This is a genomic window from Campylobacter concisus, assembly GCF_002913225.1.
Lineage (GTDB): Bacteria > Campylobacterota > Campylobacteria > Campylobacterales > Campylobacteraceae > Campylobacter_A > Campylobacter_A concisus_J.
In genome coordinates, this window is record NZ_PPAW01000015.1 from 71744 (window position 1) to 88704 (window position 16961).

Here is a 16961-nt window from a genome sequence, read left to right on the forward strand (position 1 = left end):
TTTATCCTTTAATGACAAAATTTACCAATTTGCCTTTTATATAAATCTCTTTTAAAATTTCTTTTCCTTCAAGCCATTTAGCCACGTTTTGCTTAGCTTGTTTTAAAATTTCACTCTCGCTCTCGCTCGCTGCCACTTCAAACTCAGCCCTTTTCTTGCCATTTACTGTAACTGCAAGAGCGATGCTATCTTTTACAAAGACCTCTTCTTTTACAGCTATCTTTGTGAAATTTTTTCTACCAAAAAGCTCCTCACTAAGCTCATTTGCAATGTGCGGCACGATAGGCTCTAGTAAATTTAAGATGATGAAAAAGCCCTCAGCATTTACATCGTCATTATCCTGCGCATTTATAGCGTTTAGTGCCTCCATGCAAGCAGCGATTAAAGTATTAAACGCAAATGTATCGCCAAAAACCTCAGTTGATTTTTTAAGCGCTTCATAAATTTTTAGCCTTGCAAATTTCTCATCTTTGCTTAGACTTTCATGATCTATCTCAGGTAGCTTATCTATCTTTTTGATAGTTTGCGCCTTCTCCCAAAGCCTATTTAAAAACCTAAATGCGCCCTCAACTGCGCTATCGTTCCACTCAAGCTCTTTTTGAGGAGGCGCTGCAAATAGGATAAAAAGCCTTGCCGTATCGGCGCCATATCTATTTATGATATCATCAGGATCTACGACGTTACCCTTGCTTTTACTCATCTTTTTGCCATCTTTTAAGACCATGCCTTGAGTAAGTAAATTTTCAAATGGCTCATCATCTCTTAGATAGCCAAGATCCCTTAAAACCTTTTGAAAAAATCTAGCGTATAAAAGGTGCAAGATCGCATGCTCGATACCGCCGATATACTGATCTACATTCATCCAGTAGTTCACGCTCTTTTCATCAAGCGCTTTTTGCTCCCACGTCTTCTCATCGCTTGCAAATCTAGCAAAATACCAGCTACTCTCTACGAATGTATCCATCGTATCACTCTCTCTGATCGCGTCTTTGCCGCATTTTGGACACTTTGTAAATTTCCAAGTTGGGTGTTTATCAAGTGGGTTGCCCTCGCCTGTAATCTCAACATCTTCAGGTAGCGCGATAGGTAAATTTTCCTCTTTTTCAGGCACTACGCCGCAGCATTTGCAGTGCACAACTGGTATTGGCGCACCCCAGTATCTTTGGCGAGAAATTCCCCAATCTCTTAGTTTGTAGTTTGTGATCCTCTTACCAAGCCCATCTTTTTCAAATTTCTCTATTATAAAGCTTTTAGCCTCTTCTGAATTAAGTCCGTTTATCAGCTCAGAATTTATAGAAACGCCGTATTCTGAGTAAGCTTTAGAGCCGTCACTCTCGCCCTCAAGTGGCTTTACGACAGGTTTTATAGGTAGATTAAATTTGCTTGCAAACTCAAAGTCTCTTTGATCGTGCGCAGGAACAGCCATGATAGCGCCACTGCCGTAGTCAGCTAGGATGAAATTTGCAACCCAAACTGGGATCTTTTCATTTGTAAGTGGATGAACGACGTAAATTCCTAAAAATTCTCCATCTTTATCGCTTGCTTGACGCTCTCTTGGGCTTTGATTAAGTATTGTTTTTATCTTTGCCTTCTTGCTTTCATCAAATTTATCACTTTCAAGAAGTGCTTTTACGATAGGATGCTCTGGCGCAAGGGCTGTGTAGCTAACGCCATAAATCGTGTCAGGTCTTGTTGTAAATACCTCAAAACCATCAAATTTACCGCCCAAAATCTCCATTGATGCCTCATCAAGGCTAAATTTAAACTCCAGCCCATAGCTTCTACCGATCCAGTTTTCTTGCATTGTGATGACTTGATTTGGCCATTTGCCTTCAAGAAGTTTTAGGTCATCAAGTAGCTCGCTAGCGTATTTTGTGATATTGAAGTAATATCCTGGAAGCTCTTTTTGCACCACATCATTACCACACCTCCAGCATTTGCCGTCTTCAACCTGCTCGTTTGCAAGCACGGTTTGATCGTATTCACACCAGTTTACGATGGCATTTTTTCTATAAACAAGCCCTTTTTCAAACATCTTTATAAAAAAGCTTTGCTCCCACTTTGTGTAAAGTGGGTCAGATGTGGCTAAAATTCTCTTTTTAGAAAACGAAAAGCCAAGGCTTGCAAGCTCCTTTTTCATATAGTCGATGTTTTCGTAAGTCCAAATTTTAGGGTGAATTTTATGTTTTATGGCTGCGTTTTCAGCTGGCATACCAAAGCTATCAAATCCGATAGGATGAAGCACGTTGTAGCCGCTTTTTCTATATGATCTAGCCAGCGCATCGCCGATAGAGTAGTTTCTCACATGCCCCATGTGTATGCGTCCACTTGGATATGGAAACATACTTAGGATATATTTTTTTGGCAAGCTTAGATCATCTTTTGGTTCAAATTCTTCATTTTTATCCCAAATTTCTTGCCACTTTTTTTCTATCTTTAAAGGCTCATATTTTCTCTTCTCAGCCATTTTTTCTCCTAAAATTCTTCTTGTGATTTGCTTGATTCTATTAGTACCAAGGCTAGTGAAAAGATATTTGCAATGACTGCTCCAATAGCTAACGAATAGCTAAGAGTTGCATTTTCAGATACTTGCAAAATAACAAAAGCTGGTATAAGGTGCAAATCAGCAACCAGCGAGCTAGCAAAAAGCTCAGCTGATAGTAAATTTTTAACGCCGATCTTAAGTAGCGTAGAAACCAAATTTATACTAGCTGCCACAAAAAGGGCAATCTCATTTTTATCATATAAAAACTCCGCCGTAGTCGTAAGACTCATCAGCGCAAAAAATATGTAGATAACTTTTCCCCAGTTCATTATCCCTCCTTACACAACGCCTTTTTCAAACATAGCACGCTCTTTATCACGCTCTTTTTTGATCCTTTGCTTCTCAGCCTCTCTAGCTCTAAAATGCTCAATGCTAAATTTAAACCAGATAAGAAATGGTGATGAGATGTAGATCGAGCTGATCGTTCCTATAACGATACCAACGATAAGGATAAATGAAAATCCATGTATCATATCTCCGCCAAACAAAAATAGCACAACAACAGTCATCATCGTAGTGGCTGAAGTTAGGATAGTTCTTGAAAGCGTGGCTGAAACTGACTCGTTGATAACGCCCTCGATATCAGTTCTCTTACTCTCTTTTATGCCTTCTCTTATCCTGTCAAAAATGATGATCGTATCGTTTAGCGAGTAGCCAAGCACCGTTAATACAGCCGCTAGTGTGTCTAAATTTACATCGATATCAAATAGTGAAATAGCACCAACAGTTATAACGATATCGTGAATTTCGGTTGCGATCGCAGCTAGCGCAAATCGCCATTCAAATCTAAATGTGATATAAAGAAGCACGCCAATTAGTGAAATTCCAAGAGCCATCAGACCCTTTTGCCTAAGCTCGTCACCAACCTTTGGACCAACGATATCGACACGTCTTACCTCAAAATTTCCAGTATCTTTTAAAATTTGCTTTATCTCAGTGCCGATGTCACCAGTTAAATTTGAACTTGATCCTGAAAATCTAATAACAGCCTCATCTTCACTTCCAAACTCAGTAACAGAGGCGTTTTTAAGCACTTCATTTGTGCCAAAAGCGTCGCGAATTTTATCAAGTGGCGCTTTGGTGTCGTATTTTAGCTGGATAAGCGTACCACCAGAAAAATCGATGCCGTAGTTTAAACCCTTTGTTGCAAGCAAAAAGATCGAGCCAACAAATAAAAATATAGAAAGTGCCAATGAAGCAAATCTAAACCGCATAAAATCATAAACTTTTGCCTTAGTAAAAATTTGCATCTCTAGCTCCTTTTATAACCAAACCAAAGTCTGGTATTTCCGCTTTTTTCTATCTTGTCCATGACTGCATCAAACATGCCATGTGTGCCTAAAATGGCCGTTAGCATCGAAGCCATGATACCTATGGCCATTGTCACAGCAAAGCCTTTAACTGGACCAGTACCATAAGCATAAAGCACTGCAACTGTGATAATAGTAGTTAAGTTTGAGTCGATGATCGCACTCATAGCGTGCTCATAGCCCTTTTGCACGGCCGTTCTTATCGCCACGCCTTCACGCAAGAGCTCACGTATACGCTCGTTTATGATGACATTTGCATCAACCGCCATACCGATAGTTAGCACGATACCAGCCATACCTGGCAGAGTAAGCGTCGCTCCAAAAAGCGCCATGACGGCTACTAATATAACAACGTCTGCAACTAGCGCGATATTTGCAAAAATTCCAGAAATTCCATAATAAACTAGCATAAATAGCACGACTAAAATAGATCCAGCAGCAAGTGCTACCATGCTTTGATTGATGCTCTCTTGACCTAAAGATGGGCCGACACTTCTTTTTTCTAGCATCTTAACAGGTGCCAAAAGTGCGCCGCTTCTAAGTGCGATCGCCACATCGTGAGCCTCATCAAGTGTAAAGCCACCGCTGATCTGGCCGCTGCCGCCACCTATTCTTTCATTTATAACTGGAGCTGAATAGACCTTACCATCAAGCACGATAGCAAGTCTTTTACCGACATTTGCACCAGTAAAATCACCAAAAATTCTAGCACCTTCTGAATTTAGTGTGAAATTTATGATCGGTAGGTTATTTTGCTGAGAAAATGCAACCTTTGCGTCAGTTAGCATCGAGCCATCAAGCACAGGGATATTTTTAACGACATATTTTACGCGGTCGTTTTTAGCATCCTTAAAGATCACGTCACCATAGCTTTCAGCCTCGGCCTCGCTCATTGTATTAGCCTGATCTTGTCTTTTATCATCAACTGCCATAAGCTGCAAGTGAGCAGCCTTTGCGATAAGATCTCTCGCTCTTTGCTCGTCTTCTTCGGTTTTTATGCCAGGAAGCTCGACTAGGATATTGTCTTTGCCTTGTCTAGCGACTGTTGGCTCAGCTAGACCAAACTGATCAAGCCTGTTTCTAATGGTCTCAACAGCTTGTGAGATCGCATACTCGATCGTATCAAGCCTCTCTTGCTCTGTAAGAGTGATATGATAGTTTAGGCCATCTTTTTTGATATCAAGCCCTTTTATCTCAGCCAAAGCCTTATCAACCTTTGGAGCCTCGTCACTATCAAGTAGCGCAAAATCAACACTATCTTCTTTTATCTTAAATTTATCAATAAGCACATCTTCTTTTTTAGCGTAATAATTTATGCTTCCAGCGATTGACTTGATCTTAGAGTGGATGGCTTCGTTAGTTTCAACACCAAGAAGCATATGAAGACCGCCTTGAAGGTCAAGTCCTAGCGAAATTTTAGCTCCGCTTTGGGTCTGAAAGAAAGATGGCACCGAAAAGCCAAAACCAAAAACCAAGGCTAATATTAATATAATCAGCCTATATGTAACTCTTGCGTTACGCATTATTTATCTTCGATCTTTTTAGCTACAAACTCGCGTGCTATACGAACGATTACATCATCGTTAAGTTTAACTTTGATAAAATCATTTTCGGCTTTAATCACTTCGCATATAAGTCCGCCATTAGTTACTATCTTATCGCCTTTGTCAAGAGCTGCAAGCATTGCTGCGTGGGCTTTTTGTTGTTTTTGTTGAGGCCTGATAACCAAAAAGTAAAATATGGCGAAAAGCACAACAAGAGGTAGTAATGATGTTAAAAAATCAGCGTTTTGCATGGATTTCCTTATTTGTAAGATTTTTAAACGGACATTTTAGCACTAAAATTATAATAAAAGCCTTTGTCGGTGCTTTTTTGCTTTCTAATTTCATTTTTTTAGCTATGGCTGAAAATCAAATTTTAAATTTCATCTCACCTTTTCTCACGCTAGCTGGAATTTACATCATCATAAATTTAAGCAGAGCTGGATTTTTTGCGGCTGGATTTTTCACTGGGATTTTGTGGTTTTACTGGATCGGCTTTAGCTTCATCTACTACGAGCTTGTCTGGCTTATCCCATTTGTCATCCTCTTTGTAGCCCTTGTTTATGGACTTTTATTTTGGATAGCCTCTTTTCCAAGCTTTGTGGCACTAAGAGCCGTTTTACTATTTTTAATAAGCTATGTGCATCCATTTGGCTTTAACTGGTTTAACCTTGAGGCTACACTTGTTTTAGGCGCTTTTGAGCCAAGTACTAGAGGGCTTATATTTATATTTTTAGCAGCCATTTCTTTGAGTTTAAAAGGTAAAATTTTAAAATTTATCCTAGCTTTTATCTGTCTGATCGCAGCTTTGCAGTTTAAAAGTAGCGAGGCAAAGACTCTGCCATTTGACGTGGAGCTAGTAAATACTAATGTCGCTCAAAGGGTACGCTGGGATAAAAGCTTGCGCATGAAATTTACAAATGAAAATTTAGACTTGATAAATAGCGCTATCGCCGAGCAAAAACGCCTTATCGTGCTTCCAGAGAGTGCGTTTCCATTATTTATGACAAATGAGCCGCTACTTGTTGATGAGCTAAAAGAGCTTTCAAAACAGATAACCATCGTAGCTGGCGCGCTTGCTTATGAAAATAAGCAAATTTATAACTCTGCATTTTTGTTTCAAGATGGCACTCTTAGACGAATGGATAAGAAATTTTTAGTGCCATTTGGAGAAGAAATTCCTTTGCCAAAATTTATGCAAGATGCAGTAAATAAGCTATTTTTTGGCGGAGGTAGCGACTTTAAAAAAGCAGAAAATTTTAGTGACTATGAGATAGACGGAGTTAAAATCAGAAATGCTATCTGTTACGAGGCAACGAGAGAAGAGCTTTATAAGGGTGAATTTGACGTGGTCGTAGCTATCACAAACAACGGCTGGTTTGTGCCAAGTAGCGAGCCTGTGCTTCAAAGAGTGCTTATAAAACACCTTGCTACAAAATATAATAAAGCGGTCTATCACAGCGTAAATGGCTCAAAAAGCGAGATCATTTTGCCTAAAAAAGCATTTTGGGATGAGTTTTAAAAGGGAGATTTAAAGTGGCTTTTTAGATAAAAAGCCACTTTTTTGATTATTTTTTTAGTAAAGCCTTGAAAGTATCGACCGCATCAAGCTTTTCCCAAGGATATTTTGCATTTCCTACTTGACCTTTTGCAGCTACTTTTGCATATAAAAATGTATCTTTGCTTGGCTTGTCAAGACCAAATTTATTTGTTATCCAGCGAGGTGTTAGAGAAAAATGCTCGCTTACAAAATTTGAAAGCATATCGTCATTTACGCCGTTTGCATGAGTTCCCATAGTATCAACGCTAACTGAAGTTGGCTTTGCAACGCCTATTGCGTAGCTTATCTGAACGATGCATTTTTTAGCAAGGCCAGCAGCGACTATGTTTTTAGCTATCCAGCGCGCTGCGTAAAGACCGCTGCGATCAACCTTTGTGTAGTCCTTGCTTGACTGAGCGCCACCGCCTATCGGGCTATATCCGCCAAAGCTATCAACGATTAGCTTTCTGCCTGTTAGGCCGCTATCGTGAAGTGAGCTGTGATTTACATATCTGCCTGTTGGGTTTATATAGATGATCGTTTTTTCTTTATTATATAGCTCTTTTGGAAGGCCAGTTTCGTCTATTAAATTTTGTATTAGTGCGCGAAGCTCTTCTATCTTCATGCTCTCCACGCAAGGAGCAGAGACGACGATAGTGTGGATACTTTGAGGTTTGCAGTTTTCAAAGTTGTCTTTACTGCCATAATCAATCGTAACTTGAGTTTTTATATCAACACCAAGCTTATCAGGGTTTGCTTTGGCAAATTTATAGACTTTTTCACAAAGCATTCTTGCGTAAGTTATAGCTGCTGGCATAAATTCTTTCGCTTCGCAGCTCGCAAAGCCAAACATGATGCCTTGATCTCCCGCTCCGATCTCACCACTACTTTGATCAACGCCTTGATTTATATCTGGACTTTGTTGATTTAAGCAGACTTTGACCTCGATATCGTCTGGATGCAAGCACTGCTCTTTTGTAAAGTTGCTCTTTCCGTCATATCCAATGTGCGCAAGAGCGTCCTTTACGATCTTTTCGTAGTCTTTATAAGAGAGTTTTACCTTTGAGTTTATCTCTCCGCCTATTACTATGTTTTTTCCAGCTACAAAAACTTCGCTTGCGACGCGTCCATTTGGATCTTGCGTTAAGATAGTATCAACAATGCTATCAGCGATGATATCAGCGCATTTGTCTGGATGACCTGGACTTACAACTTCAGAAGTAAATAGATACATTTTCGTCCTTTTCCTTGATTAAATTTTCGCGTAATTGTAACAAATCTATATAAAAAGCCAATTAATCTTTTTAAATTTCTTTATATTTAAAAATCATTTAGCTAAAATCAACAAAAAACTAATTTATTAAGGTGTCAAATGAATATGTTTAAAAACATTGCAAGAAGATACGCCGATGGAAATTTGATCGTTCAAATTTTAGTTGGTATCATCCTAGGTGCCCTAGTTGGCTTTTACACACATTATCAGGCAGCCCCTTACAACCAAATCTCAGCTAAAATTCAAACCATTCAAAAAGAGAGTGGCTTAAGCGTAGATGAAGTCATAAAAACTCGCCTTAGCCAAGATGAAGCAAAACAGCTTGATGAGGCCAAAGAAAAGGCTAGTTCGGCTGATTCTATCGCTACTTCAGCTTCAGTTTTAGGAGATTTATTTAAAGGCGCTCTAAAAGCGATTGCACCTATTCTTGTATTTGTTTTAGTTGCAACCTCTATCATTTTAAAGGATTTTGGTCATACAAAAGGTATGCAAAAGATCGTCACACTCTACCTTGTTGGCACCTTTTTAGCAGCTGTTGTGGCGGTTATTGCTAGCTTTTTATTTCCTATCGAGATACCGCTAAAAGGTCTGCAAAGTGCGGATATGTCAGCACCTCAAGGCATCACAAACGTGCTAAAAGATCTTATCTATAAAATGGTTGAAAACCCGATAACCGCCCTAGCAAATGGCAACTATATAGGCATCATCACTTGGGCGATAGGTGGCGGCATCGCTATGAGATATGCTACACATGAGACCAAAAAGGTATTTAAAGATATAAGCGACGGCGTAACTCATATCGTTAAATTTATCATTAGACTTGCACCGTTTGGCATCTTTGGTATGGTTGCTATCAGCATTCACGACACTGGATTTGAGGCACTTGCAGGATATCTCAAGCTGATCTTAGTTCTTGTTGGAGCGATGCTTGTAGTGGCATTTATCGTCTATCCAGCGATGGTTTTTGCACTAACTAGGAAAAATCCTTATCCACTTGTGATGATCTGCTTAAAAGAGAGCGCTATCTCAGCGTTTTTTACAAGAAGCTCGGCTGCAAACATCCCTGTAAATATGGCGCTTTGCAAAAAACTAAACCTAAAAGAGGAGCTATACTCGATCTCTATCCCACTTGGTGCTACCATAAACATGGGCGGTGCGGCAGTTACCATTAGCATTCTAGCGCTTACTGCGGTAAATTCGATCCCATCTATCACAGTTACATTTGGCGATGCGCTTCTTCTTTGCTTCATCTCAGCCCTTGGTGCGTGCGGCGCATCTGGCGTGGCTGGCGGCTCACTTCTTCTAGTGCCATTAGCGTGCGGACTTTTTGGTATCGGCAATGACATCGCTATGCAGTTTGTCACAGTTGGCTTTACGATAGGCGTCATCCAAGACTCAGTTGAAACTGCGCTAAATAGCTCATCAGACGTGCTTTTTACAGCCGTAGCCTCAGAGACTTCAAACTAACCTTCATAAAATTTCAGCTAAATTTTGGCTGAAATTTTACTTTTATCCATTTTTTTGTAAAATGTCCCAAAAATTTAAAGGATAAATATGCAAATTTGGGATCTAAAAGCACTTTTTGCAAACGAAAAAGAGTGCGAGCAAAACGCACTAAATTTACAAAAAGAGTGCGAGAAATTTAAAGATAAATACCTTGAAAATTATGAAAATTTAAAAAGAGACGAGTTTTTAAATGCATTTGGCGAATATGAAAGTTTGATAGCTAAAATTTCAAAAGTAATGACTTACGCTTTTTTAAATTTTGCCAAAGATACAAGCAAGGGCGCATTTTACGCAAAGATCGATGAGATAGCAACAAAAGCAAATGAAAATTTGATATTTTTTGAGATCAAATTTAATGAATTTGCCCCTAAAAAACAAGAAGAGATCATAAAAAGCTCTAAAAAATATGGCTACTATCTAAGCAACCTCGCCAAAGCAAAGCCGCACCAACTTAGCGTTGCCGAAGAGAGAGTGCTACTTCGCACGGCAAGCACCGGAGCAGAGGGCTTTTCAAGGCTTTTTGATGAGAGCATGAGCAAGATGAGGTTTAAATTTAAAGGCGAGCTTTTAAATGAAGAAGAGATTTTAGCCAAGCTTCATGAGAGCGACCAAAGCGTGCGAAAGCTAGCAGCAAAAAGCCTCTCAAATGAGCTTAGCAAGCACCAGCACCTTCTTGGCTACATATATAATATGATAAAAACTGATCTAAAAACGAGCTGCGAGCTGCGAAATTTCAAGCTTCCTGAAGAACAAAGACACCTTGAAAATCAAATCAGTAAAAAAAGCGTTGATTCGCTAATTGCTGTGATGGAGAAAAATTTTGATCTAGTTGCTAAATTTTACGAGCGAAAAAGAGAAATTTTAGGCCTTAAAAAGCTTTATGACTACGATAGATACGCGCCTCTTAGCAGCGAAGGTGAGTATAAATTTGATGAGTGTAAAAAGATAGTTTTAAAGGCGTTTGGGACATTTTCACCTAAATTTGGCGATATAGCCAAAAGCGCCTTTAATGACGGTTGGATCGACGTTTATCCAGCGCCAAACAAGCGAGGTGGTGCATTTTCTCACTCTGGATCAAGCGACACGCACCCTTATGTTTTGCTAAATCACACAAACCAGCGAAGAGACCTTTTCACACTTGCCCACGAACTTGGCCACGCTGTTCATCAAAAGCTCTCTTATAATGTAAGCTACCTAAACTCAGACACTCCGCTAACCACGGCTGAGACGGCGTCTGTATTTTGCGAGATGCTAGTTTTTGACCACATAAAAGACGGCCTTAGCAAAAAAGAGAAAATTTCACTGCTTGCTGGCAAGATCGAGGATATATTTGCCACGCTTTACCGCCAGATAAATTTCACCACCTTTGAGCGCGCCGTGCACGCACACGAGGGCGAGATCAGCCTAGATGAGCTAAATAAAATTTGGCTAAGAGAGAGCAAAAAGATGTTTGGCAAAAGCGTCACGCTAAATGACTACTACAAAATTTGGTGGAGCTACATCCCGCACTTCATCCACACGCCATTTTACTGCTACGCCTACTCTTACGCGCAGCTTCTTGTGCTTGCGCTTTTTGGACTTTATAAAAGTGGCAAATGCAAAAATTTCGTTGAAATTTACACCGAGTTTTTGAGCCTTGGCGGAAGTCTTAGCCCAAGGGAGCTTGTTGGTAAATTTGGCTTTGACATAGATGATAAAAATTTCTGGCAGATCGGCATAAACGAGGTTAAAAAGCTAGTAGATGAGTTTTTAGAAATTTCAAAGGATTAAGATGTTAGACGAAATTTTAGACGATGAGAAATTTGCGCTTTTGATGAAGATGCACGTCTATGAGTGCATTGATTTTTTGCTTGAAAAGGGGGTAAATTTCTCAGTTATGGCAAATTTACCGCTAGTTAGCTTTGAGCCTAGCTTGCCAGATGAGATAAGTGGCAGCTTTAGCATGCCAGTCATTATGTTCTCACTTGGTGGCTACACGCTTGAGAGTGCTAGGCTAACGCAAGATGAGCTAAGTTTTGAGGCTGGCTTTGGTAGTGAAAATTTTGCCTCAGTGGTATCATTTCCACTTGGCGCAGTGGTTCAAATTTTGGTTGAAAATAGCCCGATCCTTGTAAATTTCTCTATCTACAAGCCAAAAGAGAAGCAAGTCGATCACGCTAAAAAATCAGCCTCAGTCTTTTTGCAAAACCCAAAAAATAAAGATATATTTAAGAAAAAATAGTAATTTTAAGCATTTTTGGCTAAAATCAAAAGAAAATTTAAAAAGCGAAAAATGGAAAATTTACTATCAAATTTAAACGAAGCCCAGCGCGAAGCAGCTACTCATATAGATGGTCCGATGCTCATACTTGCAGGCGCTGGCAGCGGCAAGACAAAAACGATCACGACTAGGCTTGCCTATCTCATCGGCGAGGTCGGCATAGACGCGGCAAACACACTAACTCTTACTTTTACAAACAAAGCCGCCAACGAGATGCGCAGTAGAGCCATGGCGATGCTAAGCCAAAGTGGCAAAAACTACTCGCCGCTACTTTGCACATTTCACAAATTTGGACTTTTGTTTTTAAAGCTCTACATAGAAAAGCTTGGCAGAAAAAACAACTTCGTCATCATCGACACAGACGATAAAAAGCGCATCATAAAAAGCTTTGAAAGTCCGGTCGCCACTGCGATACTCTCAAGTGAAATTTCAAACTACAAAAACTCACTTTTAAGCGTCGAAGAGGTCTATAAAAACGCAAATTTCTCCTCTTTTGACAAGAGCAAAGACAACTTCTACAAGCAAGCAGCGCAAATTTATGAAAAGTATGAAGACTATTTAAAGGCGAACAACCTTGTTGATTTTGATGATTTGCTAGGGCTTACATATAAAATTTTAGACGAAAACGAAGAGCTTGCTAGAGAAATTTCAAACCGCTACAAATACATAATGGTCGATGAGTATCAAGACACAAACGACCTTCAGTATAAACTGCTAAAAAAACTCTGTCTATGCCATGAAAACATCTGCGTGGTGGGCGATGATGATCAAAGCATTTACGGCTGGCGCGGTGCAAAGATAGATAATATCTTAAATTTCAAAGATCAGTTTAGCAACGTAAAGATAATCAGACTTGAGAAAAACTATCGCTCGAGTGAAGCGATACTAAAGGCTGCAAACGAACTGATAGATCACAACCGCAACCGCCTTGGCAAGAAGCTTGTCGGCACAAAAGGCGAAGGCGAAGCTGTAAATTTGATAGAGAGCTTTGATGAAAATTTAGAGGCTGGCAAGATCGCAAAAAATATAAAAGAGCTTTTAAGTAAAGGCGTGCAAGCAAAAGATATCGCGATCTTATACCGCATAAACGCGCTTTCTCGCTCACTTGAAGATGGGCTAAACAAAGAACAGATCGCCTATAAAATGGTTGGCGGCGTTAAATTTTACGAAAGAGCCGAGATCAAAGATATCATAAGCTACTTAAGGCTGATAAATAATCCAAACGATGACTTCTCAATAAGACGTATCATCAATCGCCCAAAGCGAGGACTAGGCAAAGTAAGCCTTGATAAGCTTGAAAGGATGGCATTTGAGGGTAAAATTTCTATTTTTGAGGCGATCTCAAATATCTCTGATAACGACGAAGCCTTTAGCAAAAAGGTAAAATCAGCCCTTCTTGAGTTTGCAAACAACCTAAAAGAGCTTCAAGAAAGCAGCTCGGTTTTTGACCTAATAGATAAATTTGAAGCGAAATTTGGCGTGAAAAAATACTACGAAAGCTTGCCAGATGGCGCTGAGAGAGCAGCAAACATCGACGAGTTTTACGCTGTTTTAAAAGATCAGATCAAGCAAAATCCAAGCTTTGATCTGGAGGAGTTTTTAAACGAGATCACGCTAACAAGCGAGCAAGACGGCATTAGCGATGAGGCTATCAGCATCATGAGCGTGCATGCGAGCAAGGGACTTGAGTTTGAGCATCTTTTTGTGATCGGCCTTGAAGAGGGATTTTTCCCGCTCATTGGCGACGGCAGCGACATCGAAGAGGAGCGCAGGCTCGCTTACGTGGCTATAACAAGAGCCAAAAGGACACTTAGTCTAAGCTTTGCAAATTCGCGCTTTTACAAAGGTCAGCGCACAAGATTAAATAAGAGTAGATTTTTAAGCGAGAGTGGTATCACGCATGGCTCACTAGTTATCGAACAGAGCAATGAATTTAAAAAAGGCGACCTTGTCAAACATAAAATTTTTGGTATCGGCAGGGTGAGTGCGGTTAGCAAGATCAAAAAAGAGTTTAAACTGACTATAAATTTTGGTGGCAATGTAAGAGAGATCATGTCAAGCTTCGTGGAAAAGGCTGTATGAACGCCATTTTCGTGGCAAACAAGCCTGCTGGCATGAGCTCAAACCACTTTTTAGGGCGACTAAAGAGAAAATATGGCGTTAAAAAGGCTGGATTTTCAGGCACGCTCGATCCATTTGCGAGTGGCTGTTTGATAGTCGCTTTTGGCTCGTATACGAAATTTTTTAGATTTTTAGACAAAAGCCCAAAGGTCTATGAGGCGACGATCTGGCTTGGGGCGAGCAGTCCAAGCATGGATAATGAAAATATCACTGAAATTTTAAATATAAAAGAGCTAAATTTAGAAAAACTTGAAGCCATAAGAGGCGAGCTAATAGGCAAGATAAGCTACATCCCGCCAAAATTTAGTGCCAAGCATATAAATGGTACAAGAGCTTACAAGCTAGCAAGAAGCGGCGAAGAATTTGAGCTAAAGCCAGAGACAATGGAAATTTATGAGAGTGAAATTTTGAATTATTCACACCCTTTTTTGACACTTCGTTTAAGTGTAAGTGAGGGGAGTTACATCCGCTCTTATGCAGAAATTTTTGGGCAAAAAGTTGGTTATAATGTAACTTTAAGCTCATTAAAGAGGGTAAGCGAGGGTAAATTTCGCTATGAAAATGAAAAATTTTTAAATATTTGCAATTTTTTAAATATTGAGCAAAACACGTATTTTGGGGATATTGAGAACATACTTGACGGCAAGAAATTAAAAATTAACGATTTTGAAACACAAACACAAGGAATTTATTTGCTAAATTATGATAAATTTATGAGCGTAATCCAAATCATGGATGATACTATAAATTACACTCTAAACAAGGTAGAAAAATGTTAATCTTAGCAAGAAAAGAAAACGAAGAAATTTTACTAGGTAACGACATAAAAGTCGTCGTAGTAAGTATCTCAAAAAGCACCGTTAAGCTTGGTATCGAGGCCCCGCGCAACACAATGATACTAAGAAGCGAGCTGGCAAACGATATCAAAAACGAAAATATCCACGCCACCAAAAAAGCAAGCGAAGCCGATATCCACGAGCTTGCGAAAAAAATCGAGAAATGAAAAGCTTTGCAAAGATCAACGTATTTTTGAAGGTAGTTGGCACCAGAGGCAACTACCACGAAATTTTGTCACGTTTTGTTCTTTGCGAGCAGCTTTTTGATGAAATTTATTTTGAGAGGTCAAATTCTTTTGCTATCGAATGCGACAACAAAGATATAAAAGATAACATCATACAAAAAGCGATAGATGAGCTGAAAAAGGCTGGCTTTTCAAACGAGCTAGATGAGTTTTTTAGCTCTCACAAAATCATCATCAACAAACAAATCCCAATAGGTGCTGGTCTAGGAGGAGGCAGTTCAAACGCTGCCACCTTTTTACTAATGGTAAATGACGAGCTAAATTTAAATATAAAACGTGAAAATTTGATGCAAATAGCCTCTAAAATCGGCGCAGATGTGGCCTTTTTTGTAAGCGGCTACAAGGCAGCAAATGTAAGCGGCATAGGCGAGATCATAGAAGAATTTGACGATGAAGTGCCAAATTTAAATATCTTCACGCCAAATGTTTTTTGCTCCACACCGATGGTTTATCAAGAATTTAGAAGCAATTTCTTACAATACATAGACGTTAATGCTGCAAAAAAGATGCAAAATTTAAAGAGCGCAGAGCTACTTGAAATTTATAAAAACGAGGAGCTAAACGATCTTTTTGCCCCATGCTTTAAGCTCTATCCACAGATGAACGAGTTTAGGGATAAATTTCTAAGCGGCAGCGGCAGTAGCGTATTTAGCGTAAAATAAAAGGTAAAATTTTGATAAAAGATCTAGCGAAAAACAAGAAAGCTTTGCACGACTTTAGCATACTTGAGACCTTTGAAGCTGGCATCGTTTTAAAAGGCAGCGAGGTCAAGGCTCTAAGGGCTGGTAGAGCAAATTTAAAAGATAGCTTTGTGCGCGTCATAAAGGGTGAGCTTTTCTTACTAAATGCCCATATCAGCTATCTTGAGACTACACACAGCGCATTTCGTCCAAATGAACGAGCGGCCAGAAAACTTTTGATGCATAGAAAGCAGATCGATAAAATTTTCGGTCAAGTCTCACAAGATGGACTTACTTTGGTTGTTTTAGCACTTTATCTAAGCGACAAAAATATCGTAAAAGCAAGGCTAGCGCTTGCAAAAGGTAAAAATTTACACGACAAGCGCGAGACTTTAAAAAGGCGCGAGGCGGACAAAGAGGCAAGAGCTGCCATAAAAAGATATGTTTAAGGGATAAGATGAAAAATTTACTCGTTTTAATAATTGCTTTATTTGCTTTTTTTGGTTGCGGCGATGATGAGAGCAGCAGCGTAAATTTTAAAGAATTTAGCCCAAACGAAGAGGTTAAGCTCGTAGATGTAAGCGGCAGGGAGCTTACTTTGGTTAGAAAAGATCACGGCTTTGCTATCAAAAATGATGAAAATAAGGTTTTAATGATCGATATTTTTGGCACATTTTGCCCACCTTGCCAAAAAGAGGCAGCTGAGCTTACAAAATATCAGCTTGAAAACAAAGATAAATTTACACTAATCGGACTAACTCACTTTGAAAATGTCACAAATGAGTATGTTTTGCATGAATTTATGCAAAAATTTAATGCCTACTACTTCATAACAAACGATCAAAAGATAAATGACAGACTTGCCGAGCAGATCGTAAGAGATATCGAATACAAACACGAGATCGCACTACCTTTTAAAGTGGTGATAAAAAATGGCGAATATCAAATTTTAACAGACGTAGATAGCGGACAATACGGAGTAAAATACTATCTTGGCGGCATAAAAGTCACAAAAATGAAAGAAGATTTGGCAAAAATTTATGAAACAAAATAAATTTGCCTTATATTTGGAACATCTTTTGCTTATAAAAATGTGAAAATTTA

General features: G+C 39.3%; 16 protein-coding genes. 10 read left to right on the top strand and 6 right to left on the bottom strand.

Annotation, left to right across the window (positions count from 1 at the left end; translation table 11 throughout):
- Position 1: 1 nt before the first annotated feature.
- Genes leuS through yajC form a run of 5 tightly spaced genes read right to left on the bottom strand, consistent with a single transcriptional unit; the run spans position 2 to position 5650 of the window.
- Positions 2-2467: a leucine--tRNA ligase gene (gene leuS, locus CYP26_RS02810; RefSeq protein ID WP_103630290.1), complete on the bottom strand. Its 2466-nt coding sequence runs from the start codon at positions 2465-2467 to the stop codon at positions 2-4.
- An 8-nt stretch (positions 2468-2475) separates the two neighbouring features.
- On the bottom strand, positions 2476-2814 hold the full coding sequence (locus CYP26_RS02815) for a DUF6394 family protein (RefSeq protein ID WP_002942000.1): 339 nt from the start codon (positions 2812-2814) through the stop codon (positions 2476-2478).
- Positions 2815-2823: 9 nt separating this feature from the next.
- Positions 2824-3795: a protein translocase subunit SecF gene (gene secF, locus CYP26_RS02820; protein WP_021092267.1), complete on the bottom strand. Its 972-nt coding sequence runs from the start codon at positions 3793-3795 to the stop codon at positions 2824-2826.
- A 2-nt stretch (positions 3796-3797) separates the two neighbouring features.
- Positions 3798-5378 carry a protein translocase subunit SecD gene (gene secD / locus CYP26_RS02825; RefSeq protein ID WP_087582390.1) on the bottom strand — a complete coding sequence of 527 codons (1581 nt, stop codon included), beginning with the start codon at positions 5376-5378 and terminating at the stop codon, positions 3798-3800.
- A complete protein-coding gene (yajC, locus tag CYP26_RS02830) occupies positions 5378-5650 on the bottom strand; it encodes a preprotein translocase subunit YajC (protein ID WP_002941849.1) in 273 nt (90 codons plus the stop codon). The genes secD and yajC overlap by 1 nt, the downstream gene beginning before the upstream one ends.
- On the opposite strand from yajC, the gene CYP26_RS02835 reads away from it, so the two are divergent.
- Positions 5626-6918 carry an apolipoprotein N-acyltransferase gene (locus tag CYP26_RS02835; RefSeq protein ID WP_181000853.1) on the top strand — a complete coding sequence of 431 codons (1293 nt, stop codon included), beginning with the start codon at positions 5626-5628 and terminating at the stop codon, positions 6916-6918. The genes yajC and CYP26_RS02835 overlap by 25 nt on opposite strands.
- 46 nt (positions 6919-6964) lie before the next feature.
- Here the strand turns inward: CYP26_RS02835 and metK are convergent, their stop codons facing one another.
- On the bottom strand, positions 6965-8170 hold the full coding sequence (gene metK / locus CYP26_RS02840) for a methionine adenosyltransferase (RefSeq protein ID WP_103630292.1): 1206 nt from the start codon (positions 8168-8170) through the stop codon (positions 6965-6967).
- A gap of 138 nt (positions 8171-8308) precedes the next feature.
- Between metK and sstT the strand changes: the two genes are divergently transcribed.
- The 9 genes from sstT to CYP26_RS02885 all read left to right on the top strand — a co-directional run bounded on the left by sstT (position 8309) and on the right by CYP26_RS02885 (position 16911).
- A complete protein-coding gene (gene sstT / locus CYP26_RS02845) occupies positions 8309-9676 on the top strand; it encodes a serine/threonine transporter SstT (protein WP_430747074.1) in 1368 nt (455 codons plus the stop codon).
- Positions 9677-9763: 87 nt separating this feature from the next.
- Complete coding sequence (locus tag CYP26_RS02850; protein ID WP_103630293.1) at positions 9764-11485, top strand: M3 family oligoendopeptidase; 1722 nt, start codon at positions 9764-9766, stop codon at positions 11483-11485.
- A 1-nt stretch (position 11486) separates the two neighbouring features.
- Positions 11487-11936 carry a hypothetical protein gene (locus CYP26_RS02855; RefSeq protein WP_103606013.1) on the top strand — a complete coding sequence of 150 codons (450 nt, stop codon included), beginning with the start codon at positions 11487-11489 and terminating at the stop codon, positions 11934-11936.
- A 51-nt stretch (positions 11937-11987) separates the two neighbouring features.
- A complete protein-coding gene (locus tag CYP26_RS02860; RefSeq protein ID WP_103630294.1) occupies positions 11988-14057 on the top strand; it encodes an ATP-dependent helicase in 2070 nt (689 codons plus the stop codon).
- Positions 14054-14875, top strand: coding sequence for a tRNA pseudouridine(55) synthase TruB (gene truB, locus CYP26_RS02865; RefSeq protein WP_103630295.1), 822 nt, complete (start codon positions 14054-14056; stop codon positions 14873-14875). Before CYP26_RS02860 ends, truB begins: the two co-directional genes overlap by 4 nt.
- On the top strand, positions 14869-15099 hold the full coding sequence (gene csrA, locus CYP26_RS02870) for a carbon storage regulator CsrA (RefSeq protein WP_002941828.1): 231 nt from the start codon (positions 14869-14871) through the stop codon (positions 15097-15099). Before truB ends, csrA begins: the two co-directional genes overlap by 7 nt.
- Positions 15096-15839, top strand: coding sequence for a 4-(cytidine 5'-diphospho)-2-C-methyl-D-erythritol kinase (locus tag CYP26_RS02875; protein WP_103630296.1), 744 nt, complete (start codon positions 15096-15098; stop codon positions 15837-15839). Before csrA ends, CYP26_RS02875 begins: the two co-directional genes overlap by 4 nt.
- Before the next feature lie 14 nt (positions 15840-15853).
- Entirely contained in the window at positions 15854-16306 is a 453-nt protein-coding gene (smpB, locus tag CYP26_RS02880; RefSeq protein ID WP_035142320.1) for an SsrA-binding protein SmpB, read from the top strand.
- 8 nt (positions 16307-16314) lie between these two features.
- Positions 16315-16911: a thioredoxin gene (locus CYP26_RS02885; RefSeq protein ID WP_103630297.1), complete on the top strand. Its 597-nt coding sequence runs from the start codon at positions 16315-16317 to the stop codon at positions 16909-16911.
- Positions 16912-16961: the final 50 nt, after the last annotated feature.